Source organism: Pseudomonas sp. AC070 (assembly GCF_979258635.1).
Window position 1 is genome coordinate 4,087,054 of record NZ_OZ409871.1, and the last position, 25,288, is coordinate 4,112,341.

21 protein-coding genes are annotated in these 25,288 nt (G+C 61.2%); 13 read left to right on the forward strand and 8 right to left on the reverse strand.

Annotated features, from left to right (window positions below; all coding sequences use genetic code 11):
* Nucleotides 1-127 precede the first annotated feature (127 nt).
* The 3 genes from guaA to ACZZ0Q_RS18335 form a co-directional block, all read right to left on the reverse strand.
* Nucleotides 128-1,705 (reverse strand): glutamine-hydrolyzing GMP synthase, encoded by a 1,578-nt coding sequence (gene guaA, locus ACZZ0Q_RS18325; protein ID WP_463541292.1) that lies wholly within the window; start codon nucleotides 1,703-1,705, stop codon nucleotides 128-130.
* A 98-nt stretch (nucleotides 1,706-1,803) separates the two neighbouring features.
* Nucleotides 1,804-3,273, reverse strand: a complete 1,470-nt coding sequence (gene guaB, locus ACZZ0Q_RS18330) for an IMP dehydrogenase (protein ID WP_463381875.1) — start codon at nucleotides 3,271-3,273, stop codon at nucleotides 1,804-1,806.
* Nucleotides 3,274-3,518: 245 nt separating this feature from the next.
* Nucleotides 3,519-4,073 carry a sugar ABC transporter ATPase gene (locus ACZZ0Q_RS18335; RefSeq protein WP_463541291.1) on the reverse strand — a complete coding sequence of 185 codons (555 nt, stop codon included), beginning with the start codon at nucleotides 4,071-4,073 and terminating at the stop codon, nucleotides 3,519-3,521.
* Nucleotides 4,074-4,156: 83 nt separating this feature from the next.
* Between ACZZ0Q_RS18335 and xseA the strand changes: the two genes are divergently transcribed.
* The 4 genes from xseA (at nucleotide 4,157) to leuA (ending at nucleotide 9,708) form a co-directional block, all read left to right on the forward strand.
* Nucleotides 4,157-5,536 (forward strand): exodeoxyribonuclease VII large subunit, encoded by a 1,380-nt coding sequence (xseA, locus tag ACZZ0Q_RS18340; RefSeq protein WP_463542294.1) that lies wholly within the window; start codon nucleotides 4,157-4,159, stop codon nucleotides 5,534-5,536.
* Between the two features lie 27 nt (nucleotides 5,537-5,563).
* Nucleotides 5,564-6,394 carry a peptidoglycan DD-metalloendopeptidase family protein gene (locus ACZZ0Q_RS18345; RefSeq protein WP_463541290.1) on the forward strand — a complete coding sequence of 277 codons (831 nt, stop codon included), beginning with the start codon at nucleotides 5,564-5,566 and terminating at the stop codon, nucleotides 6,392-6,394.
* Between the two features lie 32 nt (nucleotides 6,395-6,426).
* Complete coding sequence (locus ACZZ0Q_RS18350; protein WP_463541289.1) at nucleotides 6,427-7,686, forward strand: mechanosensitive ion channel family protein; 1,260 nt, start codon at nucleotides 6,427-6,429, stop codon at nucleotides 7,684-7,686.
* A 345-nt stretch (nucleotides 7,687-8,031) separates the two neighbouring features.
* A complete protein-coding gene (gene leuA, locus ACZZ0Q_RS18355; protein WP_463541288.1) occupies nucleotides 8,032-9,708 on the forward strand; it encodes a 2-isopropylmalate synthase in 1,677 nt (558 codons plus the stop codon).
* Between the two features lie 445 nt (nucleotides 9,709-10,153).
* Here leuA and ACZZ0Q_RS18360 read toward each other — a convergent pair whose 3' ends face one another.
* On the reverse strand, nucleotides 10,154-10,990 hold the full coding sequence (locus ACZZ0Q_RS18360; RefSeq protein ID WP_463541287.1) for an ATPase: 837 nt from the start codon (nucleotides 10,988-10,990) through the stop codon (nucleotides 10,154-10,156).
* 343 nt (nucleotides 10,991-11,333) lie between these two features.
* Between ACZZ0Q_RS18360 and ACZZ0Q_RS18365 the strand changes: the two genes are divergently transcribed.
* Nucleotides 11,334-11,597 (forward strand): hypothetical protein, encoded by a 264-nt coding sequence (locus ACZZ0Q_RS18365; RefSeq protein ID WP_122492787.1) that lies wholly within the window; start codon nucleotides 11,334-11,336, stop codon nucleotides 11,595-11,597.
* A gap of 9 nt (nucleotides 11,598-11,606) precedes the next feature.
* On the opposite strand, the gene ACZZ0Q_RS18370 is transcribed toward ACZZ0Q_RS18365, so the two are convergent.
* Complete coding sequence (locus ACZZ0Q_RS18370) at nucleotides 11,607-12,605, reverse strand: NAD-dependent epimerase/dehydratase family protein (protein ID WP_463541286.1); 999 nt, start codon at nucleotides 12,603-12,605, stop codon at nucleotides 11,607-11,609.
* Nucleotides 12,606-12,902: 297 nt separating this feature from the next.
* Here ACZZ0Q_RS18370 and ACZZ0Q_RS18375 point away from each other — a divergent pair, with 297 nt between their 5' ends.
* The gene (locus tag ACZZ0Q_RS18375) at nucleotides 12,903-13,220 is read left to right on the forward strand and encodes a hypothetical protein (RefSeq protein ID WP_463541285.1); all 318 of its coding nucleotides are present in this window, start codon (nucleotides 12,903-12,905) and stop codon (nucleotides 13,218-13,220) included.
* A gap of 84 nt (nucleotides 13,221-13,304) precedes the next feature.
* Here ACZZ0Q_RS18375 and ACZZ0Q_RS18380 read toward each other — a convergent pair whose 3' ends face one another.
* On the reverse strand, nucleotides 13,305-14,201 hold the full coding sequence (locus ACZZ0Q_RS18380) for a LysR family transcriptional regulator ArgP (RefSeq protein WP_463542293.1): 897 nt from the start codon (nucleotides 14,199-14,201) through the stop codon (nucleotides 13,305-13,307).
* Nucleotides 14,202-14,291: 90 nt separating this feature from the next.
* Here ACZZ0Q_RS18380 and ACZZ0Q_RS18385 point away from each other — a divergent pair, with 90 nt between their 5' ends.
* From ACZZ0Q_RS18385 to ACZZ0Q_RS18395, 3 genes are all read left to right on the forward strand, one after another.
* Nucleotides 14,292-14,894 carry a LysE/ArgO family amino acid transporter gene (locus ACZZ0Q_RS18385; RefSeq protein WP_463541284.1) on the forward strand — a complete coding sequence of 201 codons (603 nt, stop codon included), beginning with the start codon at nucleotides 14,292-14,294 and terminating at the stop codon, nucleotides 14,892-14,894.
* Nucleotides 14,895-15,115: 221 nt separating this feature from the next.
* A complete protein-coding gene (locus ACZZ0Q_RS18390; RefSeq protein WP_122452041.1) occupies nucleotides 15,116-15,697 on the forward strand; it encodes a Fe-Mn family superoxide dismutase in 582 nt (193 codons plus the stop codon).
* A gap of 334 nt (nucleotides 15,698-16,031) precedes the next feature.
* On the forward strand, nucleotides 16,032-18,089 hold the full coding sequence (locus ACZZ0Q_RS18395) for a putative bifunctional diguanylate cyclase/phosphodiesterase (RefSeq protein ID WP_463541283.1): 2,058 nt from the start codon (nucleotides 16,032-16,034) through the stop codon (nucleotides 18,087-18,089).
* 191 nt (nucleotides 18,090-18,280) lie between these two features.
* Here the strand turns inward: ACZZ0Q_RS18395 and ACZZ0Q_RS18400 are convergent, their stop codons facing one another.
* Together ACZZ0Q_RS18400 and ACZZ0Q_RS18405 are read right to left on the reverse strand one after the other, a co-directional pair.
* Nucleotides 18,281-19,153 carry a GIDE domain-containing protein gene (locus tag ACZZ0Q_RS18400; RefSeq protein WP_463542292.1) on the reverse strand — a complete coding sequence of 291 codons (873 nt, stop codon included), beginning with the start codon at nucleotides 19,151-19,153 and terminating at the stop codon, nucleotides 18,281-18,283.
* Between the two features lie 37 nt (nucleotides 19,154-19,190).
* Entirely contained in the window at nucleotides 19,191-19,763 is a 573-nt protein-coding gene (locus tag ACZZ0Q_RS18405) for a LemA family protein (RefSeq protein WP_463541282.1), read from the reverse strand.
* A 204-nt stretch (nucleotides 19,764-19,967) separates the two neighbouring features.
* Here ACZZ0Q_RS18405 and ACZZ0Q_RS18410 point away from each other — a divergent pair, with 204 nt between their 5' ends.
* The 4 genes from ACZZ0Q_RS18410 to ACZZ0Q_RS18425 all read left to right on the forward strand — a co-directional run bounded on the left by ACZZ0Q_RS18410 (nucleotide 19,968) and on the right by ACZZ0Q_RS18425 (nucleotide 25,269).
* Nucleotides 19,968-21,308 carry an imelysin family protein gene (locus ACZZ0Q_RS18410; RefSeq protein WP_463541281.1) on the forward strand — a complete coding sequence of 447 codons (1,341 nt, stop codon included), beginning with the start codon at nucleotides 19,968-19,970 and terminating at the stop codon, nucleotides 21,306-21,308.
* Between the two features lie 333 nt (nucleotides 21,309-21,641).
* Nucleotides 21,642-23,072, forward strand: a complete 1,431-nt coding sequence (locus tag ACZZ0Q_RS18415; protein ID WP_463560827.1) for a di-heme oxidoreductase family protein — start codon at nucleotides 21,642-21,644, stop codon at nucleotides 23,070-23,072.
* 15 nt (nucleotides 23,073-23,087) lie between these two features.
* Nucleotides 23,088-24,167: an imelysin family protein gene (locus tag ACZZ0Q_RS18420; protein WP_463560829.1), complete on the forward strand. Its 1,080-nt coding sequence runs from the start codon at nucleotides 23,088-23,090 to the stop codon at nucleotides 24,165-24,167.
* Between the two features lies 1 nt (nucleotide 24,168).
* Nucleotides 24,169-25,269 (forward strand): DUF1513 domain-containing protein, encoded by a 1,101-nt coding sequence (locus tag ACZZ0Q_RS18425; RefSeq protein ID WP_463541279.1) that lies wholly within the window; start codon nucleotides 24,169-24,171, stop codon nucleotides 25,267-25,269.
* Nucleotides 25,270-25,288: the final 19 nt, after the last annotated feature.

A 25,288-nucleotide genomic window follows, 5' to 3' on the forward strand; every position in this document is an offset into this window, starting at 1 on the left:
AAGCTACGCAAACACAAACGAGAAAATATTTTCGCCCGCGAATACCCGTTTCGCGCCCAAAAAAAAGCCCGCAGTTACGCGGGCCTTTCGCCGACCGTCCTTGGTCGGCACATAACCGAGGGAACCGTTATTCCCACTCAATCGTCGCAGGCGGCTTGCTCGACACGTCGTAGGTAACGCGCGAAATGCCTTCGATCTCGTTGATGATCCGGCCGCTCACCGTTTCAAGCAGTTCGTAGGGCAGGTGCGCCCAGCGGGCGGTCATGAAGTCGATGGTTTCCACAGCGCGCAACGCCACAACCCAGGCGTAACGGCGACCATCACCGACCACGCCGACCGATTTCACCGGCTGGAATACAACGAAGGCTTGGCTGACTTTGTGGTACCAGTCGGCTTTGCGCAGTTCTTCGATAAAGATGTGGTCGGCGCGGCGCAGCAGGTCGGCGTATTCCTTTTTCACTTCGCCGAGAATGCGCACGCCCAAACCCGGGCCAGGGAATGGGTGGCGGTAGACCATGTCGTAGGGCAGGCCGAGTTCCAGGCCCAGGCGACGCACTTCGTCTTTGAACAGCTCGCGCAGCGGCTCGACCAGTTTCAGGTTCATTTCTTCCGGCAGGCCGCCCACGTTGTGGTGCGACTTGATCACGTGGGCCTTGCCGCTTTTGGCGCCAGCCGATTCGATCACGTCCGGGTAAATGGTGCCCTGGGCGAGGTACTTGATGTTATCGAGCTTGTTGGACTCGGCATCGAATACGTCGATAAAGGTGCGGCCGATGATTTTGCGTTTTTTCTCGGGGTCCGCTTCGCCGGCCAGGTTGTTGAGGAACTGCTCTTCGGCGTTGGCGCGAATCACTTTGACGCCCATGTTTTCAGCAAACATGGCCATCACTTGCTCGCCTTCATGCAGACGCAGCAGACCGTTGTCGACAAATACGCACGTCAGCTGGTCGCCAATGGCTTTGTGCAGCAGGGCAGCTACAACCGACGAATCCACACCGCCAGACAAGCCGAGCAGCACGTTGTCGGTGCCGACCTGAGCACGAACCTGAGCGATGGCGTCTTCAGCGATTTTCGACGGCGTCCACAGCGCTTCGCACTCGCAGATGTCAAGGATAAAGCGCGACAGAATGCGGCCGCCTTGCTTGGTGTGGGTCACTTCCGGGTGGAACTGCACGCCGTAGTAACGGCGCTCGTCGCTGAACATGCCGGCAATCGGGCAGCTCGGGGTGCTGGCCAGGACGTGGAAGTCTTCGGGCATCTTGGTGACTTTGTCACCGTGGCTCATCCACACATCGAGACCGAACACGCCGTCGGCGTCCACATGGTCTTCGATTCCATCGAGCAGGCGGCTTTTGCCGACCACGTCGACACGGGCGTAACCGAATTCACGTAGCTCGGAACCTTCAACCTTGCCGCCCAACTGCTCGGCCATGGTTTGCATGCCGTAGCAAATACCGAAAACCGGCACGCCAAGATCGAACACCGCTTGCGGGCAACGTGGGCTGTTGGCGACGTGCACCGACTCCGGGCCGCCCGCGAGAATCACGCCCTTGGGCGCGAATTCGCGGATCGCGTCTTCGTCCATATCGAACGGGTGCAATTCGCAGTACACGCCAATCTCGCGCACACGGCGGGCGATCAGTTGGGTGTACTGAGAGCCGAAATCGAGGATCAGGATGCGGTGGGCGTGAATATCGAGGGCCATGATTCAGTCTCGTCTAATCAATCGGTAACAGTCGTGGTTCAGAAACAACTCGGGGCTGAATAGAACAGCCCCGGTTGCTTAACGATTTGCTTGAAGGCTCAACCTACGCGGTAGTTCGGCGCCTCTTTCGTGATCTGCACATCGTGCACGTGCGACTCGGCCATGCCCGCGCCGGTGATGCGCACAAACTCAGGCTCAGTACGCATCTGCTCGATGGTGGCGCAACCGGTGTAGCCCATGGAGGCGCGCAGCCCACCCATCAGTTGATGGATGATGGCGGCCAGCGGGCCTTTGTAAGGCACGCGGCCTTCGATGCCTTCAGGCACCAGCTTTTCAGCACCGGCAGCGGAGTCCTGGAAGTAGCGGTCAGACGAGCCCTGGGTCTGCGCCATGGCGCCCAACGAGCCCATGCCACGGTAGGCCTTGTAGGAACGACCCTGGAACAGTTCGACTTCGCCCGGCGCTTCTTCAGTACCGGCGAACATCGAGCCCATCATTACGCAGGAGGCACCAGCAACGATGGCCTTGGACAAGTCACCGGAGAAGCGGATGCCACCGTCGGCAATCAACGGCACGCCGGTGCCTTCAAGGGCAGCAGCAACGTTGGAGACGGCGGAAATTTGCGGAACGCCAACACCGGCGACGATGCGGGTGGTGCAGATCGAGCCTGGGCCAATACCGACTTTCACCGCATCAGCGCCGGCTTCAGCCAGGGCCTTGGCGGCGGCGCCGGTGGCGATGTTGCCGCCAATAACCTGCACGTCCGGGAAGTTCTGTTTAACCCAGCGCACGCGGTCGATCACACCTTTGGAGTGACCGTGGGCGGTGTCGACCACCACCACGTCAACACCGGCAGCGACCAGCGCGGTCACGCGGTCAGCGGTGTCGGCGCCAGTGCCGACCGCCGCGCCAACGCGCAGACGACCTTGGTCATCTTTGCTGGCGAAGGGGTAAGCCTTGGCTTTTTCGATGTCGTTGACGGTCATCATGCCTTTGAGGTTGAAGGCTTCGTCGACGATCAGAACGCGTTCGATGCGGTGCTTGTGCAGCAGCTCGCGCGCTTCCTGTTTGTCGGCGCCTTCACGCACGGTGACCAAACGCTCTTTGGGCGTCATCACGTCGCGGACCTTGGCGTCCAGACGGCTTTCGAAGCGCACGTCACGGGAGGTGACGATGCCGACCAAGTCGCCGTTGTGCAGCACGGGCACACCGGAGATGTTGTTCTGGCGGGTGAGGTCGAACAGATCACGCACGGTGGCGTCGGCTTCAATGGTGATTGGATCTTTCACCACGCCGCTTTCGAAGCGCTTCACTTTGCGCACTTCGGCAGCTTGCTGCTCGATGGTCATGTTCTTGTGGATGATGCCGATGCCGCCTTCCTGCGCCATGGCAATGGCCAGACGGGACTCGGTAACGGTATCCATCGCTGCGGAAATCAGCGGAATGTTCAGTTCAATACCACGGGTCAGTCGAGTTTTGAGGCTGACGTCTTTAGGCAGAACTTCGGAATAACCTGGAATAAGAAGGACGTCGTCGAAGGTTAGAGCTTCTTGACTGATACGCAGCATGGCGGGGGCTCCCGGACGGGAAAATGGAAGCGCGCCATTATACCCACGCGGGTAGCTTGGCTCAATGCAAAAGGTGAATTAGATGAAGTGGGCTTTTCCAAAACAAACTCAACTGCTCTGCTCCCCTCTCCCGCGTGCGGGAGAGGGGCCGGGGGTGAGGGCCAGCCGTCACGCAGATCAAAAACAAAAGCCCCTCACCCTCGCCCTCTCCCTAAGGGAGAGGGGACTGACCGAGTAAGCCTCGCTTACTCCCAATCAACCACCACTTCCCGCACCCCAAACCGCAACCGCTCGCCAAACTCTTCTATAAAGGAAGGCTTGAACCCCGCCTCGCCCCAGTTATTGAAAATAAACCCCAGGTTGGAAAACCCGCACGGCTGCAAAAACAAAAACCCATTGATGTCATCTTCGAACCCGCACAGCGGGCAGGTGAAGTTGTCGCTCAGCTTGGGCATCCACTCATCCAGGCTGTCGAACAGCGCTTCGCCCACTTCCTTGCGGCACTGCGGGCAGCCGGCCTCTTCGAGGAAATTCTTCGTCGGCGTATAGATGCAGCGCTTGGTCACCACCTCCAAGCCATTCACCGGCTGGCCAAACGGCAATCGCTCGGGATGCAAAACAATGCGCTTGGCGCCCGGGGCAATGGCATGGGCCATGCGATTGCCGCTGCGCCCGCAGGTGCTCAGTTCGGGCTCGACAATGTTGCGCTGCACCAGCCAACGCAGCATCAGCCGCGCCCGCGCCTCGTGGTTGGGAAAGGTGGAAATCTGTGGCACCAGAATGCGTTGTTGCTCAGCCATGCTCGGCCCCGAAATCAAAACAGCGCGCAGTTTAACAGCCCGCGCCTTTGGCTCACGGCGCGTAAGCCTCTATCATGCCCGCCATGATTAAAGACCCGTTCCAACGCCTCGGCCTTGACCGCGAAGTGCTCACCGTCAGCCAACTCAACGGCCGCGCCCGCGTGTTGCTGGAAGACGTGTTCAGCAATATCTGGGTTGAAGGTGAAATATCCAACCTGGCCAAGCCCGCCTCCGGCCATGTGTATTTCACCCTTAAAGACAGCAACGCCCAGGTGCGTTGCGCGCTGTTCCGGCAGAATGCCGCCCGCGTACGCCAGGCCTTACGCGACGGCTTGGCCGTCAAGGTACGCGGCAAGGTTTCGCTGTTCGAAGGCCGCGGTGATTACCAACTGATTCTCGACAGCGTAGAGCCGGCCGGCGACGGCGCGCTGCGTCTGGCCTTTGAGGCATTGAAAGAAAAGCTCAGCAGCGAAGGCCTGTTCTCCGCCGAGAACAAAGTGCCCCTGCCCGCTCACCCGCAACGCATCGGCATCGTCAGTTCGCCGACCGGCGCGGTTATCCGCGACATCATCAGCGTGTTCAGCCGCCGCGCGCCGCACATTCAACTGACGCTGATCCCCACCGCCGTGCAGGGCCGCGAAGCCACCGGGCAAATTGTTCGTGCCTTGCAGCTCGCCGACCGGCGCGGCTTCGACGCTTTGATCCTGGCCCGAGGCGGCGGCTCGCTCGAAGACCTCTGGTGCTTCAACGAAGAAGTGGTAGCCCGCGCCATTGCCGCCTGCGAAACGCCGATCATCAGCGCCGTTGGCCATGAAACGGATGTATCGATCAGCGACTTCGTCGCCGACGTTCGCGCGCCCACGCCATCGGCCGCTGCGGAATTGCTGGCGCCCGACGCCAACGAGTTGGTGCAACGGCTGACCAGCCTGCACCGCCGCCTGGTGATGCGCATGCACAACCGCATCGAGCGCGAACGCCTGCGCCTGGACGGCATCAGCCGCCGCCTGCGCCACCCCGGCGAGCGCCTGCGCCAGCAAGCACAACGGCTGGACGACCTGGACATGCGCCTGCGCCGAGCCTTCGTCACCCATCGGCAAAATTGCCAGGACCGCCTAATCCGCCTCGACATGCGCCTGGCCGCGCAGCACCCCGGCCGCGCCCTGGCCTTATTGCGCCAACGCCTCGACGGCCTCAACGAACGGTTGCCACGCGCCATGCGTGAGGCGCTGAAAGACCGGCGCCAGCAGTTGCGCAGCCAAGCGCAAACACTCAACGCCATCAGCCCGCTGGCAACACTCGGCCGTGGCTACAGCATTTTGCTCGACGACAAAGGCCACGCCATTCGCAACGCCGCACAAACCAAACCCGGCCAGCGCCTCAAGGCACGCCTGGGCGAAGGCGAACTGGACGTGCGCGTCGAAGACAACCATCTGACCCCGGTGACCCTGTCACTGCTGGACTGACTTCCCACTCTTTATTCAGGCTTGCCCATGCGCGCTGTGCTGTTCTGCTTGTTTTGCCTTGCCCTCCCCGCCCACGCCGACAGCTACATCACACGCCTGCTGAACAAGCCGGTGCCCGGCGGCGTGGCGGTTGTCGACCTGGGCGCTGGCAACGGCACGCGAAGCGCTACTTACCAAGGCAAGCCGGTGCTGGTGGTGAATGAACAAGGGCAGCGCTGGCTGGCCATTGTGGGCGTGCCGCTGACCAGCAAAGCCGGCGCGCAGAATGTGGTCGTCAAAGATGCCAGCGGCAGCCGCACGCTGAGTTTCAGCGTTGGCAGCAAGCGCTACGCCGAACAACGCATCACCTTGAAGAACCAGCGCCAGGTCAACCCGAACCCGGCGGACCTCAAGCGCATCGAGCTTGAACTGGCCGAACAAACCCGCGCCTACCAGACCTTCAGCCCCGGCACGCCCAGCAACCTGCTGCTCGACAAACCGGTCAATGGCCCGCTCTCGAGCCGCTTTGGCGTGCGGCGTTTCTTCAATGGCGAAGAACGCAACCCGCACTCCGGCCTCGACTTCGCGGTGGGCGCCGGCACGCCGATCAAAACCCCGGCGGCGGGCAAGGTCATTCTCATCGGCAACTATTTCTTTAACGGCAATACGGTATTTGTCGACCACGGCCAGGGCTTTATCAGCATGTTCTGCCATATGTCGAAAATCGACGTGAAGCTCGGCCAGGTGCTGGCGCGCGGCGGCGTGGTGGGCAAGGTCGGCGCCACCGGCCGGGCAACCGGGCCGCATATGCACTGGAATGTCAGCTTGAATGATGTACGCGTCGACCCCGCCATTTTCATCGGCAAGTTCGAGCCGTAAGCCCAACCCAACGCCTGCACAGGACGATGCACATGCAACAGCACTACGAAAACGCCGTGCAGTGGCTGGAACGCTTTCCCTATCTGTACAACCTGCTGGCCTTGGTGCTGCTGTTGTTTGCCGCCTGGTTCGCGAACTGGCTAATCAAACGCGTACTGGTGCGCGGCTTTTATCGAATGCTGCGCGCCACCCATTTGGGACAAGACAAAGCCCTGGCGCGCTCGCACATCATTTCCCGTCTGGCCAACGTGGTGCCGGCGCTGATTCTGGCCAGCGGCATTGAGCTGATTCCCGACTTGCCCAAAGGCGTCATCACCGTTACCCGCAACGTGTGCGGCGCTTTTATTGTGCTGACCCTGGCGCTGGCCGTGAGCGGCGCGCTGACGCTGGCCAACTCGTTTTACGAGCGCCGCCCGGACGCGCATTTGCGGCCGATCAAGGGTTACTTCCAGATCGTCAAAATCGCCATCTACGTGATCGCCACCGTGCTGATGATCGCCACGCTGGTCGACCGCTCGCCGCTGATTCTGCTCTCCGGCCTGGGCGCCATGGCCGCCGTGCTGATTCTGATATTCCAGGACACCCTGCTCTCGCTGGTGGCCAGCGTGCAGATTTCCTCGAACGACATCGTGCGCGTCGGCGACTGGATCGAGATGCCGCAACTGAACGCCGACGGCGACGTGATCGATATCGCCCTGCACACCATCAAGGTGCAGAACTGGGATAAAACCATCACCACGATTCCCACCAAACGCTTTATCACCGACTCGTTCAAAAACTGGCGCGGCATGCAGGAAGCCGGCGGCCGGCGGATTAAACGCAGCCTGCACTTGGACCAGAACAGCGTGCACTTCCTCAGCCCCGAGGAAATCGCCCATCTGCGTCAGTTCAAACTGCTCGCGCCGTACCTGAAGAGCAAAGAAAGCGAGCTGATGAGCTGGAACAGTCAGCTGGAGGAACCGCTGCGCGTGGCGGTGAACACCCGGCGCGTGACCAACATCGGCACCTTCCGTGCCTATGTGGAAAATTACCTGCGCCAGCACCAAGGCATCCGCCAGGACATGACCCTGTTGGTGCGTCAAATGGCTCCACTCGCCGACGGCCTGCCGCTGGAGCTTTATTGCTTCACCAACACGACCGCCTGGGTGGCGTACGAGGCGATTCAATCGGACATCTTCGACCACATGCTGGCGATCCTTCCGGAGTTTGGCTTACGCGTGTTCCAGCACCCGAGCGGCGCGGATATGCGCGCGTACCAGGCCACCATTAGCGAGCGGCCTGCGTCGTTGTAGCTGCCCTGGCCCGCGACCGTTAAGCCCCAGGCGAACGCGGCGATGTACTCGCGCAATATTTGCCAAACAAGGGTTCGTGTCGCACAACTTTATTTCGCCAATTGGCGCGCTGCGCTACAAATCACCAAATTTTTCGCACCGGTTGCCATATTCAACCTAAGTGAATAGGGTTAACGGCATGAAAACGCCCCATACCCTTATTCTGCTGCGCCAACACGCCTGCCTGTGCCTGGTCAGTCCGCGACTGCAAAGCTGACTGCTCGCCTCGCCGCGCTACGCTGTTATAGAAATCAACTATCCCGGTCGGCCACCTTCATCTGGCCACGCTTCATAAAGGAATTCGCCATGAGCATGCTCAAAGACCCGTCGCATAAATACCGTGCCTTCACACCGATCAACATTCCCGACCGTACCTGGCCGAGCAAAGTGATCGACAAGGCGCCGATCTGGCTGAGCACCGACCTGCGTGATGGCAACCAGTCGCTTATCGAGCCGATGGATGCCGACAAGAAAATGCGCTTCTTCAAAACCCTGCTGGCGGTGGGCTTGAAGGAGATTGAAGTGGGCTTTCCGTCCGCTTCGCAAACCGATTTCGACTTCGTGCGTGAGTTGATCGAAGGCGGCCACATTCCGGACGACGTGACCATTCAGGTACTGACCCAGGCCCGCGAAGACCTGATCGAACGCACCTTCGAATCGCTCAAAGGCGCCAAGAAAGCCATCGTTCACTACTACAACGCTTGCGCGCCGAGCTTTCGCCGCATCGTTTTCAACCAGGACAAGAACGGCGTAAAAGAAATTGCCGTGAACGCCGGCCAGATCATCAAGCGCCTGGCCGACGCAGCGCCTAAGACCCAGTGGGGTTTTGAGTACTCGCCGGAAGTGTTCAGCTCTACTGAAATCGATTTCTCGGTCGAGGTGTGCAACGCGGTAATCGCCGTGTTCCAGCCAACCCCGGCCAAGCCGCTGATTCTCAACCTGCCGGCAACCATCGAAAACGCCACGCCGAACAACTACGCCGACCAGATTGAATGGTTCTGCCGCCATGTGGATCGCCGCGACAGCGTGTTGATCAGCCTGCACACCCACAACGACCGTGGCACCGGCGTGGCCGCCACCGAGTTGGGCTTGATGGCTGGCGCCGACCGCGTGGAAGGCTGCCTGTTTGGCAACGGCGAGCGCACCGGCAACGTGTGCCTGGTGACTGTGGCGCTGAACCTCTACACCCAGGGCATCGATCCGCAGCTGGACTTCTCCGACATCGACACCGTGCGCAAGGTGGTTGAAGACTGCAACCAACTGCCCGTGCACCCGCGCCATCCGTACGTGGGCGACCTCGTGCACACTGCGTTCTCGGGCTCGCACCAGGACGCCATTCGTAAAGGTTTCGCCCAGCAGAAAGAAGACGGCGTGTGGGAAGTGCCGTACTTGCCAATCGACCCGGCCGACATCGGTCGCAGCTACGAAGCGGTGATTCGCGTCAACAGCCAGTCGGGCAAAGGCGGCATCACCTTCCTGCTCGAACAGGAATACGGCATCAGCTTGCCGCGCCGTATGCAGATTGAATTCAGCCAGGTTGTGCAGAAAGAAACCGACCGCCTCGGCCTGGAAATGACGGCCGAGCAGATTTACAGCCTGTTGCAGAACGAATACCTGCAAGCCGCCAGCCCGTACGCCCTGAAAAGCCATCGTTTGCAGGAAGAAAACGGCATCTGCAACGTCGATGTTGACGTCAGTGTCAGCGGCGAACTGCGCCGCAAACACGGCACCGGCAAAGGGCCGCTGGAAGCACTGGTCGCTGCCTTGCCGCAGAACCTGGAAATCATCGACTACCACGAACACGCCATCGGCGCGGGCGCCAACGCCAAAGCGGCGGCGTATATCGAAGTGCGACTGAACGGCGGGCGCCCGGTGTTTGGGGTTGGTATTGATGAGAACATCACCACGGCCAGTTTTCGGGCCTTATTTAGCGCGCTGAATCGGGCGTTGAAGCAGGCCGAGGAAAGTACGCAGGCGGCGTGAGTGGGTTGCGGTAGTAGGGAAAGGGGCGCCTGGTGGGCGCCCTTTTTTATGGCTGCAAGGAACCGCGGAAGTTTGGTTGGCGAAGGTGCTCCGCCCCACCACCGTCACCCCCGCGAAGGCGGCGGTCCGACGATTCGGGGTCCAGTATCGGTCAGGAGACCGGCGATCCATCCGAGAAACTGGATCCCCGCGTGCGCGAGGATGACGGTGGGTGCAGCCGGGAGGTGCGTCCCTGACTTGAGGAGCTCCTCGCCCACACCACCGTCACCCTCGCGAAAGCCGGGGTCCAGTATCGTTCAGGCGAACGGTGATCGATCCGAAAGCCTGGATCCCGAATCGTCGGACCGCCGCGTGCGCGAGGATGACGGTGGTTTGAGCCAGGTCTATCGCCAGCCAACAAAAAGCCCCGCATTCAGCGGGGCTCGTCTGATCCAGCAAAACGCCCTTACTGCCGCGCATTCAACTGCTGTTGCAGATTCTGCACCTGCGCCTGCAGCGTGCTGATGTTGCGGGTCATCTGCGCACGGAAGGCGTCGAACTCGCTGGTGTTGGCACTCGCCGCAGCCGGGCGGTTTTCCTGTTCACTTTTTAGCACCAGCAAATCCTGCTCAAGCCGGCCAATCGCGACATTCGGGTTGCCCTGTTTTTTCAACGCGTCGATGTCAGCGCCAAGGCTCTTAAGCTGGGCGTCGATCTTGCTGGTGTCGCCCTGCGCCGCTTTCAGCGCGGCCTGATCACTGGCCACGGTTTTCAGTTTGCTGTCGAACTGCGCGCTGGCGTCTTGTTGGGTTTTCAGGTCGGCGGCTACTTGCTCCACCCGTTTGCTCTGGTCGCCCTGCTTGCTGTTCAAAGTTTGCAGTTGTTTGGTCAGGTCGGCGACTTTGCTTTCCAGTCCTTTCACCTGCAAGCGCAAGGCTTCGCTGCCGCTGGTGACGTTGGATTCAGTGGCCACCACCTTGCCGGAAATATCCTGAATACGCCCGGCGGCATCTTCGCTGATGCGAGCGAAGCTTTCTTGCGTGGCAACCAGTTGCTGGCTCATCAGCTCGATTTGCTGATGACTCCACCAGCCCAAACCGCCAAACGCGATCATCAGGGCGGCGACCAATGTCCACAGCGGCGCCGTGCTAGGGCCTTTGGTTTTGGCGGGCGGGCTTACATAACCACGGTCCAGCGGCGCGTGGCGGGCGTGGTCGTGGTGGTCGGTGGCAAAGTCGTGGTCGCGTGCGTCAGTGGTCAGGCTGGGAACGTTGTCCAGTTCATCGAGAGCGTCGTTACGCATGGGTCAACCTTTTGGGCACGCAGTGAATAATTGGAGCGACAGGGCGCGCAGTATACCGAGCGCAGCGGTGGTGCCCAATGGGGCATAACGCACCGCCGCCGCGCATGTAAAGCGCCTGAGACACCCATCGACCGCCTGCGGAGCACGCAGTTCCTGGTTCTGTGAACTGGTACAGCATTTGCTATGACCCTAATGCTCGCCAACGAGCGGCGAACAACCACGCGCCAGATCGGCCCAAGCCGGCAAAAGTGCGGGTTATTCAGTCCGGAAAACACTGCCCGACCAGCACACGTTTTCACACCCAGGCTCCGCTTCGGCCTTGGGTTAACGGGGGAGAAATCGAATGGAACTGACCAAATCTGTACTCGATTGCATGCAAACACTGCGGCGCCGACTGCGTCAGGAACAACAGGTGGACGTCCGCCTCAGCCAGCCCGACGCCATCATGTGCATGCTGGTGGCCTGCGCGGCGTCCGATAACGAACAAACCCGCGAGATGGGCCACACGCTCAGTGAACTGACTGACATTCGTCTGGCGCCGCCGGCACTCAGCGAAGCCGAATTAATCGCCAAGTACACGCGCTACGCCGGCCCGCTACGGGGCTAACGGGCAGGCTCAGCGGGCGCCTTCGCCGACCACTTTCCACCACGTGCAGAACTCGTCCAGCGCGGTCCACACCGACGTTTGCGGCGCGTAGTCGAGTTCGCGCTGGGCGCGGCTGATGTCCAGGGAAAAGTCTTTCGACATCACCGCCACGCCCAGGCGAAACAGGTTCGGCTGCGGCCGACCGGGCAGCAGTTTGCACACGGTTTCATTCAACGTAGCGGCGGCGTAGGCCAGGCCAACGGGCACGTGTTTGGTCACCGGCGGCAGGTCGAGTTGGCGCAGCACGTAATTGACCACATCCCACAGCGGCACCGGCGCGCCGTTGCTGATGTTGTACACCTTACCCAACGCCGGCCCGCCGGCCAGCAAGCTGCTGAACAGGGCGTCGTTGAGGTTTTGCATGCTGGTGAAGTCGACGCGGTTGAGGCCGTTGCCGATGATCGCCAGGCGGCCCTTGCGCTGCATCTCGATTAAGCGGGGAAAGATGCTGGTGTCGCCCGCGCCGGTGACGAAGCGTGGACGCAGGGCGATCACTTCCAGACCGAATTCCTGCGCCGCCATCACTTCTTGCTCGGCGATGAATTTGGTCTCCCCGTAATGGTCGACGAACTTCTTCGGCACCTGCTCTTCGGTCAGGCCGACATGGGCCTTGCCGTCGAAGTACACCGAGGGTGAAGACAGATGCACCAGGCGCCGCACCTTCTGGCCGAGGCAGGCTTCGATCACGTTCTGGGTCAGCACCACGTTGCCGTTATAAAAATGCTCGCGCTTGCCCCAGGTGCCGACGGCGCCGGCGCAATGCACCACCATTTCCACGTCATGGCAGAGGGTGCGGGCGAGGCTCGAATCGCCGAGGTCGCCCTGAACGAATTCGGCGCCGCGCTTGATCAGATGCTCTACCGCTTCGGGGCGTCGGCCGTTGATACGCACCGCCAGGCCCTGTTCCAGCGCAAAGCGGGCAAACCGTCCGCCAATAAACCCGCTTGCCCCGGTCACCAGAATCTTCATCGCCCACCGCCCTGTTTTTTGTAATGGCCGTGACTGTAGCAAGCCGAGTGCGCCGGCGCTGTGACGCGCTGAGCCAAGATTCTGACCTGACGCCCGGGCAGCGCACCTGCTCGCACTGGCGCTGCGGATACCGATGCACTCCATCGCCCCTGAGTCGTGACGAAAGAGGCAGCGTTCCAATTGCTCTAGCGGAACGCTCAGACGCTGCAAACCGACTCGGGCGATAGAAGCGGCAGCCCCTCTACGGCCATTGTTTGCGCTGCGGTAAACCACTTAATCAAGGAAAGGACAGGAACTATGAATCAGATCACCACCCCCATCGTCGATGAAAAAGTGATGACTCGAGGCACCACCGGCAAGGCCATTTATGGTGAGCTTCTGCAATTTATCAGCGCCCCGGCAGTGCTGACTTTCGATGGCAAACCGTATGACAACAGCCAGGCCGAGGTTGAATATTCATTCATCGTTGTAGACGGCCGGGTCTGGGGGCTTATGGAGGAGCCCACCTCAGGTTTCAACACAACCTGGTTCCTACCCGATGACGACAGCCCCGTTTTTTCGAGCGACATCATTGCGCAAGCCAAAAATATTAACGTCACCAGCATGACCGACTGACCCCCCGCTCCAGACCGGCCCAAGTGGGCCGGTTACACGGAACTACCGGGTAGGCGCGCAAAACGCTTGCCCGTTCAGCGCGTTCTAAATCTGAACCAGAATCTTGGCAGTGGCTTTGTGCAAATGCCGAGTCAACTCGCCGAGCAATTCACCGCCGTTGCGCCAGTGATGCCAATACAGCGGTACATCAATGGCCCTTTCTGGCTGCAGCTCCCGCAACGCCCCGCGCGCCAGCAATTCACCCACTTGCAACTCCGGCACCAGGCCCCACCCCAGGCCTGCTTCGGTCAGGCGAATAAACCCCTCCGATGAGGGGCATAGGTGATAGGCAAACGCGCCCTCCACGCCCAGGCTCGCCAGGTAACGATGCTGCAGAAAATCGTCTGGCCCGAACACAATGGCCGGCGCCCGCGCCAGGCTTTGCGCCGTGACCCCGCCGCCGAAATGCCGGGCGATGAATGCGGGGCTGGCCAAGGCGCGATAACGCATGGCGCCGAGAGCCACGCTGCGCGCGCCAGCAACCGGTTTGTCGGTCGCGCACACGCACGCCGCCACATCGCCGCCACGCATGCGTTTAAGGCCAACTTCCTGGTCTTCCACCACCAGCTCCAGCAGCACCCGGTACTCGGCACAGAAAGCCGCTACCGCTTGCGCCCACCAGGTAGCGAGGCTGTCAGCGTTAATGGCAATGCGCAGCCGCTCGGGCGCGGCGCCTTCGTCCAGCGCCGGCACCTGGCCGGACAGGTCGCGCTCGAGCAAGCGCACCTGCTGCACATGGTTGAGCAGGCGGCGGCCGATGTCGGTCGGCGCGGGCGGCGTGCCGCGCACCAGCACCGGTTGCCCGACGCGCGCTTCCAGCAGTTTGATGCGCTGCGAGACCGCCGACTGCGACAACCCCAACACCTGCGCGGCGCGCTCAAAGCCGGCTTGCTCGACCACGGCGGCCAAGGCGGCAAGAAGCTTGTAATCGAACATATCGATTTCCCTAATAGGCGATCAGCAGGATTCGTTTCTCTTATACCGCCTTGCCCCCCAGACTCGCCACACGATTCAGCATCAGGACTTCTCGTTATGTGGCAGAGCTATCTCAACGGCCTTCTTGTGGCCGCCGGTTTGATCGTGGCGCTGGGTGCGCAGAACGCCTTCGTTCTGGCCCAAAGCCTGCGCCGCGAACACCACTTGCCGGTCGCCGCGCTGTGCGTGTTGTGTGATGCGGTGCTGGTGGTGGCGGGCGTGTTCGGCTTGGCCACGCTGCTGGCGCAGAGCCCGGTGCTGCTGGCTGTGGCGCGCTGGGGTGGCGCGGCGTTTCTACTGTGGTACGGCGTGAAAGCACTGCGCCGCGCCTGCCAACCGCAAGCGTTGAATGAGGCGGCCAATGCCGGACCGCGCTCGCGCAAGGCGGTGCTGATGACGGCGCTGGCGGTGACGCTGCTCAATCCGCATGTGTACTTGGACACCGTGTTGCTGATCGGCTCGCTCGGCGCCCAGCAGGCAGCGCCCGGCGCTTATGCAGCGGGCGCGGCGAGTGCATCGTTGTTGTGGTTTTTCACCTTGGCGTTGGGGGCGGCGTGGCTGGCACCTTGGTTGGCGCGGCCGACAACATGGCGGGTGCTGGATGTATTGGTGGCGATGATGATGTTCGTCGTAGCAGGGCAACTAATAGCCGGTGCGTGAGTCCACCTACAGCGACACCCGCTTGCGCAACTGACGCAGCCGTCTGCAACACAGCTCTGGGCCGGGCTTAACCACACAGTTGCTGCGTGGTTATGCCACAGGCCCGGTGCTATGATCCGACCCCTGCGGCGCAAAGAGTACAAACTCCCCGTCGCATGTTTGGCCGCCCGTGATCGGCCTTGCGCCTATACCGCAACTGACCCTGATTAGGAGAATCACCCATGGCTTTCGAATTGCCTCCGCTGCCGTATGCCCACGACGCATTGCAGCCGCACATCTCCAAGGAAACCTTGGAATACCACCACGACAAACACCACAACACCTATGTCGTGAACCTGAACAACCTGGTGCCAGGCACCGAGTTCGAAGGCAAAACCCTGGAAGAAATCGTCAAGACCTCGTCGGGCGGCATCTTCAACAACGCAGCCCAAGTCTGGAACCACACCTTCTACTGGAACTGCCTGGCACCTAACGCTGGCGGCCAACCGACTGGCGCTCTGGCCGATGCCATCAACGCAGCCTTCGGCTCGTTCGACAAATTCAAAGAAGAATTCAGCAAAACTTCGATCGGCACCTTCGGTTCCGGCTGGGGCTGGCTGGTGAAGAAGCCTGACGGTTCCCTGGCTCTGGCCAGCACCATCGGCGCCGGCTGCCCGATCACCAGCGGCGACACCCCGCTGCTGACCTGCGATGTGTGGGAACACGCTTACTACATCGACTACCGCAACCTGCGTCCAAAATACGTAGAAGCGTTCTGGAACCTGGTTAACTGGGACTTCGTTGCGAAAAACTTCGCCGCCTAAGCCCAGTCCCGTTCTGAAAAAACCCGGCATTTGCCGGGTTTTTTTATTCGTGCTTCACAGCCTGCTTTGGTAGCGGTTTACGAGCGCGGGCCATTTATCGCAATCTCCACCCCTGACGGCGAGAAAAATGCTCAGCGGTCTAAAGTTGTGAAGAGCCCCGACCGACACAGTTCGAGCGCAACCGTGGCAGTTCAGCACCTGGTTTGAAAAAGCGCTGGCCGCGCGACGCGCCTTCTTGATAATTTTTTCACTGTGATGGCCCTTTGACTGCTTCCTCACGATTGCTAATACTCCGTCGGTATGACGCCTGTGGTCTCGAACAAGGAATGGTCATTTGAAGCTGGAACTCAAACACAGCCTGTCGCTGAAACTGCTCCGCGTGGTGCTGTTATCGGCGCTAGTGGTCGGGGTGCTGTTGAGCTGCGCGCAAATCATGTTCGACGTCTACAAGACGCGACAGGCGATCGCCGATGACGCGCACCGCATCCTTGATATGTTTCGCGACCCCTCCACTCAGGCCGTCTACAGCCTGGACCGTGAGATGGGCATGCAGGTCATCGAGGGCCTGTTTCAAAACGAATCCGTACGAGTGGCCTCCATCGGCCATCCCAACGAGCCGATGCTCGCGGAAAAATCGCGCGAGCCAATGGTGCGCTCCACCCGCTGGCTGACCGACCCTATTCTGGGCGACGAAGCCACCTTCACCACTCAATTGGTTGGCCGCGGCCCTTACAGCGAATACTACGGCGACCTCGCCATCACCCTCGACACCGCCCGTTACGGCCAGGATTTCATCACCAGCTCGGTGATCATTTTCGTCTCCGGCGTGCTGCGCGCGCTGGCCATGGGCTTGGTGTTGTACCTGGTCTATCACTGGCTGCTGACCAAGCCGCTGTCAAAAATCATCGAGCACCTCACCAACATCAACCCCGACCGCCCCAGCGAGCACAAGCTGCCGATGCTGCCGGGCAATGAAAAAAACGAGCTGGGGCTGTGGATCAACACGGCCAATCAGTTGCTGTCCTCCATCGAACGCAACACCCATTTACGCCGCGAAGCCGAAGACAGTCTGCTGCGTATGGCGCAATACGACTTCCTCACTGGCCTGCCCAACCGCCAGCAATTGCAAACCCAGCTTGACCAGATTCTCGGCGATGCCGGGCGCCTTCAGCGTCGGGTCGCGGTGTTGTGCGTGGGCCTGGATGATTTCAAAGGCATCAACGAGCAATTCAGCTATCAGACCGGCGACCAATTGCTGCTCGCTTTGTCCGATCGCCTGCGCAGCCACAGCGGCCGCCTTGGCGCCCTCGCCCGCTTAGGCGGCGATCAGTTCGCCCTGGTACAAGCCGACATCGAACAGCCTTACGAAGCCGCCGAACTGGCGCAAAGTGTGCTGGATGACTTGGAAGCGCCGTTCCTGCTCGACCAACAGGAAGTGATGCTGCGCGCCACCATCGGCATCACCCTGTTCCCGGAAGACGGCGACAGCACCGAGAAGCTGCTGCAAAAAGCCGAACAGACCATGACCCTGGCCAAGAGCCGCTCGCGCAACCGCTACCAGTTCTATATCGCCAGCGTCGACAGCGAAATGCGCCGCCGCCGCGAACTGGAAAAGGACCTGCGCGAAGCGCTGACCCAAGGCCAACTGCACCTGGTTTATCAACCGCAAGTGGACTACCGCGACCACCGCATCGTCGGCGTCGAGGCGCTGCTGCGCTGGCAGCACCCGCAGCATGGTTTGGTGCCGCCAGACACGTTCATTCCGCTGGCCGAACAGAACGGCAGCATCATTCCGATTGGCGAATGGATTCTCGACCAAACGTGCCGCCAACTGCGCGAATGGCACGACCAAGGCTTCACCGACTTGCGCATGGCCATCAACCTGTCGACCGTGCAGTTGCACCACGCCGAGTTGCCGCGCGTGGTCAACAACCTGATGCAGATGTACCGCCTGCCGCCGCGCAGTCTGGAATTGGAAGTGACGGAAACCGGCCTGATGGAAGACATCACCACCGCCGCCCAGCACCTGCTCAGCCTGCGCCGCTCCGGCGCGCTGATCGCCATCGACGACTTCGGCACCGGCTATTCCTCGCTGAGCTACTTAAAAAGTCTGCCGCTGGACAAGATCAAAATCGACAAGAGCTTCGTGCAAGACCTGCTCGACGACGAAGACGACGCCACCATCGTGCGCGCCATCATTCAGCTGGGGAAAAGTCTCGGCATGCAGGTGATCGCCGAGGGCGTGGAGACGCTGGAACAAGAGGCGTACATCATTGCCCAGGGCTGCCACGAAGGTCAGGGCTACCTCTACAGCAAACCGCTGCCGGCGCGTGAGTTGACGCTGTTCCTCAAGCAGTCGCGCAGGATTAGTGACGCCAGCATTACGCTTTGATGCGTAGTTGTTTTTTGTTGGGGCCCATCGGCGGATGAATGAATCTCGCAGTCTTCACTCCGTCATTCCCGCGTAGGCGGTGGTCCGACAATTCGGAATCCAGAGTTGTCCGGCGGACGCAGTCACCTGCCAAATTCTGGATCCCCGCCTTCGCGGGGATGACGGGATGACGGGATGACGGGGATTGGCCGTCAGCCCTGATAATTCTGCAACAACCAATTAATCGCCAACGCCCCCGCCAAACACACCACCGCGCCCACTCCCGCCTGCCAATAAAACGTGCGGGCCAATTCATCTTCCCCGGCATTGGAAAGAATGAACGGCTGCGACGTCTCGGGCTGGCCCATGAAATTGGTCGCTGGCCTCGAGCTGGTTTGCCGGTGCCGGTCTTCGGCTTCCAGCTGCGCAGCCAGGCGCACACGGTTCCATTCCTGGTCGTCGAGCTGGCCGTCGGCGTTGCTGTCGAAGCGTTGCAACAGGCCGTTGAAATCTCCTTTCCACTCCCGAATCACCTCGCCCTGCGCGGCGTTCAAGTCCAGGCCCTGGCGTCCGCCACCGGTGGTTTTGAAATCACCGATGGCGTACAGCGGCTGGCCAACGTGCAGGCGTTCCTCGGTGTAGCGGTATTGGTCGCTGTGGCTGAAGAAGGCGAAGAAACCGGCCTTCGCCGGCCCCATCGGATGGCGAGTGCTGCCATACCAGACCTTGCGGGTTGAAGGCCGAACCTGGGCGCCGCTGGGGTCGATCAGGCATTCGCCGGTGCTGTCTGACAGTTGCAGCCAGCCTTCACTGGTGCGGCTGTCGACCACGCTCCAGGAGCGGCTTTTGCCGTTGCTGCGCGACTCTTCCACCTTGATCCGCCACCACAAACACGGCGTGCCGCTGAGTGGCGCAATGGTTTGCGCCATGCCCGGCACCTCCTGCAGCAGGCCATAAAATTCGACATAGCCCTGGGCGGCGGAACGGATTTTCGAGGTTGGTGTGTCGAGCATGTGCCGCGCGGCGCTGAAGCGGCTCATGCACCACCAGGCGCCACCGCCGCACATGGCCACGGCGAAGCACATCAGAAAGCTGAACTGCTGGATGTCCACGATTCAGCGCTTAACCGAACAGCGCTTTGACGTTGACGTCGGCCTTTTCCGCATCGCTGAACACCAGCAAGTCGGCGGGCTTGAAGTTGAAGGCGCGAGCGATGATCACATCGGGAAATTGCTCGACGCGCACGTTGTTGATATTCACCGCCTCGTTGTACAGCTCGCGGCGATCGGCAATGCCGTTTTCCAGGCCGCTGATGCGCTGCTGCAAGAACTGAAAGCTCTCGTTGGCTTTGAGCTGCGGGTAGTTTTCCGCCAGGGCGAACAACTGGCCGAGGCCGGCGCGCAAGCCACTTTCGGCTTGGCCAACGGCGCTCACATCGCCACGCTCACGGGCCGTGCCCACGGCGTTGCGCGCGGTAATCACCTGCTCAAGCGTGGTGCGTTCGTGTTGCATGTATTGCTTGCAGGTTTCCACCAGCTTGGGCAACTCGTCGTGGCGCTGTTTGAGCAACACGTCGATGTTGGACCACGCCTTGGTCACCCCGTGCTTGACCCGCACCAGCGCGTTGTAAATCGATACCGCGTACACCGCGATAAAAAACAGCACCACCAAGGTCACAACGGCCGTCACGCTCATAGCAGGATCTCCCATCCAAGCAGCATTCACGATGCTGGCATTCTAGCTACGAAGCCACCAACAAAGCAGAACTGGCGCACGCGTAAAAACAATAAATCGCGGCACAAGGCTTTGCACAAAATGAAAATCTTTCGCATTATGTGCGCGTTTTGCAGCCCAGACGCGCTGCGCAGTCTCCCACCTCACGATGCAAAGGACCTCGCCATGATTCGTATGCCTCTGGCTACCGCCAGTCTGCTGGCCATCGCTATTTCTCTCGCCGGCTGCGGCGACGACAAGAAAGAGCAAGCCACTCAAGCAGCCGCTCCTGCTGCCAGCACCGCCACCGCTCCTGCTGCCGCCGCTACTGGCAAAGTCGATGAGGCTGCGGCCAAAGCCGTCGTCAACCATTACGCTGACCTGGCATTCGCTGTATTCAGCGACGCTGCCACCACGGGCCACGCGCTGCAAAAAGCCGTAGACGCGTTTATCGCCGCGCCGTCCGCCGCCACCCAGAAAGCTGCTCAAGACGCTTGGCTGGCCGCACGCGTTCCGTACATGCAGAGCGAAGTGTTCCGTTTCGGTAACGCCGTGGTCGATGACTGGGAAGGTCAACTGAACGCCTGGCCGCTGGACGAAGGTCTGATCGACTACGTCGCCGCTGACACCCCGGCCGCTCAAGGCAACCCGGCCGCCACCGCCAACATCATCGCTAACAAGAGCATTCAGGTTGGCGACGACAAAATCGACGTCACCGAAATCACCGGCGAAAAACTGGCCAGCCTGAACGAGCTGGGCGGTTCCGAAGCCAACGTGGCTACCGGCTACCACGCCATCGAATTCCTGCTGTGGGGCCAAGACCTGCACGGCACCGGCCCAGGTGCTGGCGAGCGTCCGGCTACCGACTACGCCACCGGCAAAGATTGCACCCACGGCAACTGCGACCGTCGCGCCGAGTACCTGAAAGCCGCTACCGCGCTGCTGGTTAAAGACCTCGACAGCATGGTTGAGCAGTGGAAAGCCGGCGTTGCCGACAACTACCGCGCCACGCTGGTGGCTGACGCCCCGGAAAACGGCCTGCGCAAAATGCTCTTCGGCATGGGCAGCCTGTCGCTCGGCGAACTGGCTGGCGAGCGTATGAAAGTGGCGCTGGAAGCCAACTCCACCGAAGACGAACACGACTGCTTCAGCGACAACACCCACAACTCGCACTTCTACAACGGCAAAGGCATTCGCAACGTCTACCTGGGCGAGTACAAGAAAGTCGACGGCACCACGCTGACCGGCCCAAGCCTGTCCTCGCTCGTGGCGAAAATCGACGCCGCCACCGACACCACCGCCAAAGACGACCTGGCCGCCACCGAAGCCAAGCTGCAAGTGATGGTCGACAGCGCCAACAAAGGCGTGCACTTCGACCAACTGATCGCCGCCGACAACGCTGCTGGCAACCAGATCGTGCGTGACGCGATTGCTGCTCTGGTGAAACAGACCGGCGCCATCGAGCAAGCGGCTGCCAAGCTGGGCATCAACGACCTCAAGCCTGACACCGCTGATCACACGTTCTAACCGCCACCGATCTGGCGCCTGAACGTCAAACGGATGCGCCCACAAAGCGCATCCGTTTTTTTATGCCTGTCGTTTAACCCCGTGTAATGGCTGGGCGGCACGCTATTTTCGGCATCGGCCAAAAAGCATCGCGGCTAAAGCCGCTCCTACAGAACGCAACACCTGTAGGAGCGGCTTTAGCCGCGATCCCTGCAAACGAAAACGTCCGCAGGTCTTCACATCTTTTTGACGCTGTGACAATTAACCTCCTCGGCAAACGCAAATCCCTCTTATTTGAAGGCGCCCTAGCTGCTAAGCTTGCGCGCTTGTTTTCGTGGTCTGGAACACCCTTTGATGCCTCGCGCGCGCCCTTCCCTGCTGCTTGCCCTGAGCGTGGTCACCTTTTGTGTGGCTGGCCTGAACGCCTGCGATAAGTCGCCGCGCTTTACCCAGGCCGAGCCCGGCGAAGCGCTGTCTGGCGGACAAGCCACGGTCGGCAAGCACAACCGCGATGCCTTTTCCCAGCCCTCCAGCAACCTCACGCCCACCCGGCGTCTGGACTTCGCGGTGGGCAACAGTTTCTTCCGCAACCCGTGGGTGATCGCGCCGTCCACCACCATCGCCCGCGACGGCCTCGGCCCGCTGATGAACACCAACGCCTGTCAGAACTGCCACATCAAAGATGGCCGCGGCCATCCGCCGGTGGGCGACGACGTTAACGCCGTGTCGATGCTGGTGCGCGTGTCGCTGCCACCGAGCGCCGAGCAAGCGGCGCTGATTGAAAAAGTCGGCGTGGTGCCGGAGCCGGTGTACGGCACGCAGCTGCAAGACATGTCGATTCCCGGCGTGGAGCCGGAAGCGCGCATTCGTGTCGACTATCAGACCCACCAGGTCGCGTTCAAAGACGGCACGCAAATCGAGCTGCGCCAACCGCAGCTGCAAATCAGCAACTGGGGCTACGGCCCGATCAGCCCCAACGCGCAGTTTTCCGCGCGCATCGCCCCGCCGATGATTGGCCTGGGCTTGCTCGAAGCGATTCCCGACGACGCCATTCTCGCCGGCGCTGCCGCGCAAAAAACCACGAACAACGGCATCACTGGCACGCCCAACCAAGTGTGGGACGACGTGCAACAGAAAACCGTGCTCGGCCGCTTTGGCTGGAAAGCCGGCCAGCCCACGCTCAACCAACAGAACGTGCATGCGTTCTCCGCCGACATGGGCCTGACCACCACACTGCGCCCGTTCGACGAATGCACGCCGACGCAAACGGCCTGTAAAAAAGCCCCTGATGGCGGCATGCCGGAAGTCAGCGATCATCTGCTCAGTCAGGTGCTGTTCTACACACGCAACCTCGGCGTGCCGGCGCGGCGCCAGGTCAACGACCCGCAGGTGCTGGCCGGCAAAAGCCTGTTCCACCAAGCCGGTTGCCAGCAATGCCACACGCCGCAATTCACCACGCGCAGCGACGCGGCTGAACCGGAGCTGGCCAATCAGGTGATTCGCCCCTACACCGATCTGTTGCTGCATGACATGGGCGCCGGGCTCGCCGACAATCGCCCCGAATTCAACGCCAGCGGCAGCCAGTGGCGCACGCCGCCGCTGTGGGGCATCGGCCTCACGCAAACGGTCAATGGCCACACCCAATTTCTGCACGACGGTCGCGCGCGCAACCTGCTGGAAGCCATTGTCTGGCACGGCGGCGAAGCGCAGGCCGCGCAACAGCAAGTTCTCGCCTACGATGCCGAACAGCGCGCTGCGCTGTTGGCGTTCCTGAATTCTCTGTAAGGAGCTTTTAGCCTCATGTTTGGGAAGAAGACGTTCCGCACTAAATTACTTTTCAGCAGCATTGCCGCCCTCGCCTTGGGCGCCTGCTCGCCGGCCGACCAGCAAGCGCAGATTTCCACCGCGCTGGCCAAGCAAGTAATTCTGCCGACCTACAGCCGCTGGGTTGAAGCCGACCGCGCCCTGGCCGCCAGCGCCCTGGCCTTCTGCTCCGGCAAAGCCGATGTAGAAAAAGCCCGCGCCGATTTTCTTGCTGCGCAAAAAGCCTGGGCTGAATTGCAGCCGCTGATGATCGGCCCGCTGGCCGAAGGCAACCGCGCCTGGCAGGTGCAGTTCTGGCCCGACAAGAAAGACCTGGTCGGCCGTCAGGTTGAGCAGTTGGTCAAAGCCACGCCGAATATCGACGCCGCTGCCCTGGCCAAGTCCAGCGTGGTGGTGCAAGGCCTGTCGGCGTACGAATATATTCTTTACGACAGCAAGCTGGACCTCGCCGACGCCGAAACCAAAGCCCGTTATTGCCCGCTGCTCGAAGCCATCGGCCAACGCCAGCAAACCCTGGCCGAAGAAATTCTCGGCCGTTGGGACAGCAAAGACGGCATGGTCGAGCAACTGAGCAAATTCCCCAACCAGCGCTACGCCGACTCTCACGAAGCCATCGCCGAATTGCTGCGGGTGCAGGTCACCGGCCTCGACATGCTGAAGAAAAAACTCGGCGCGCCGCTGGGCCGGCAGACCAAAAACCTGCCGCAGCCGTTCCAGGCTGAAGGCTGGCGCAGCAATACCTCGCTGAAAAGCATCGCCGCCAGCCTGGCCAGCGCCGAGAACCTCTGGAAAGGCGTCGACAACCACGGCATCCGTGGTCTGCTGCCGGATGAGCAAAAGCCCTTGGCCGAAAAAATCGACGCGGCTTATATAGAAGCGCGCCGCCAACTCGACGCCATGGACCGCCCGCTCACCGAACTGCTCGCCGACGAAGCCGGGCGCAAAGCCCTGAATGACTTCTACGACAGCCTCAACGTGGTTCACCGCCTGCACGAAAGCGAGCTGGCGAAAGCCCTCAACGTTCAACTCGGCTTCAACGCCAACGATGGTGACTAATATGCTCCGCCGCCACGTCCTGGGCCTCGGCAGCCTGCTGCTCGGTGCACTGACACTGGGCGGCTGGACCGTCAGCCGCAAAGGCCAAAACCCGCTGGTGCTGTCGGCGCGCGACGACAGCCACGGCAAGCACTACGCCGTCGGCTATCGCCTCGACGGCACCCAGGTGTTCGCCACCGAAGTGGCGCAGCGCTGTCACGATGTGGTCGAGCACCCAAGCCAGCCGGTCGCCCTGTTCGTGGCGCGCCGGCCGGGCACCGAAAGCTACCTCATCGACCTGCGCGATGGCCGCCTGCTGCAAACCGTGCGCTCGCAACCGGACCGCCATTTCTACGGCCACGGCGTGTTCCATAAAAGTGGCGAGTGGCTGTACACCACCGACAACGACACCACCGATCCGGGTCGCGGCCTGCTCACCGTGTACCGCTACGACAACGGTCAGCTCCACCACAGCGGTGAGCTGAGCACCCACGGCCTGGGGCCGCATCAAGTGTCGTGGATGCCCGACGGTGAAACCTTCGTGATCGCCAACGGTGGCATCCGCACCGAAGCCGAAAGCCGCAAGGAAATGAACCTGCACGCCATGGAGCCCAGCCTGGTTCTGCTCCAGCGCGACGGCACGCTGATTTCCAAAGAAACCCTGAGCCAACAAATGAACAGCGTGCGCCACCTGGCCATTGCCAGCGACGGCACCATCCTGGCCGGCCAGCAATTTATGGGCGATGCCCATGAGCCGGCCGAGCTGCTGGCGATCAAGCGTCCGGGCCAACCGTTCCAGGCCTTTCCCATCGAAGCCGAACAACGCGACGCCATGGCCCAGTACACCGCCAGCGTGGCCGTGCACAGCGACCTGCGCCTGGTGGCACTCACCGCACCGCGCGGCAATCGCTTCTTTATATGGCACCTGGACAGCGGCGCCGTGCGCCTGGATGCGCCCTTGCCCGATTGCGCCGGCGTGGGCGCGGTGCAAGACGGCTTCGTCGTCACCTCCGGTCAGGGCCGCTGCCGCTTCTACGACTGCCGCAGCGCCAGCATCAGCCCGCAAGCGCTGGATTTGCCGGCGGGGCTTTGGGACAACCATCTGCACCTGAAGACGGCCTGATCCTCTTTCGTTTCCAAGA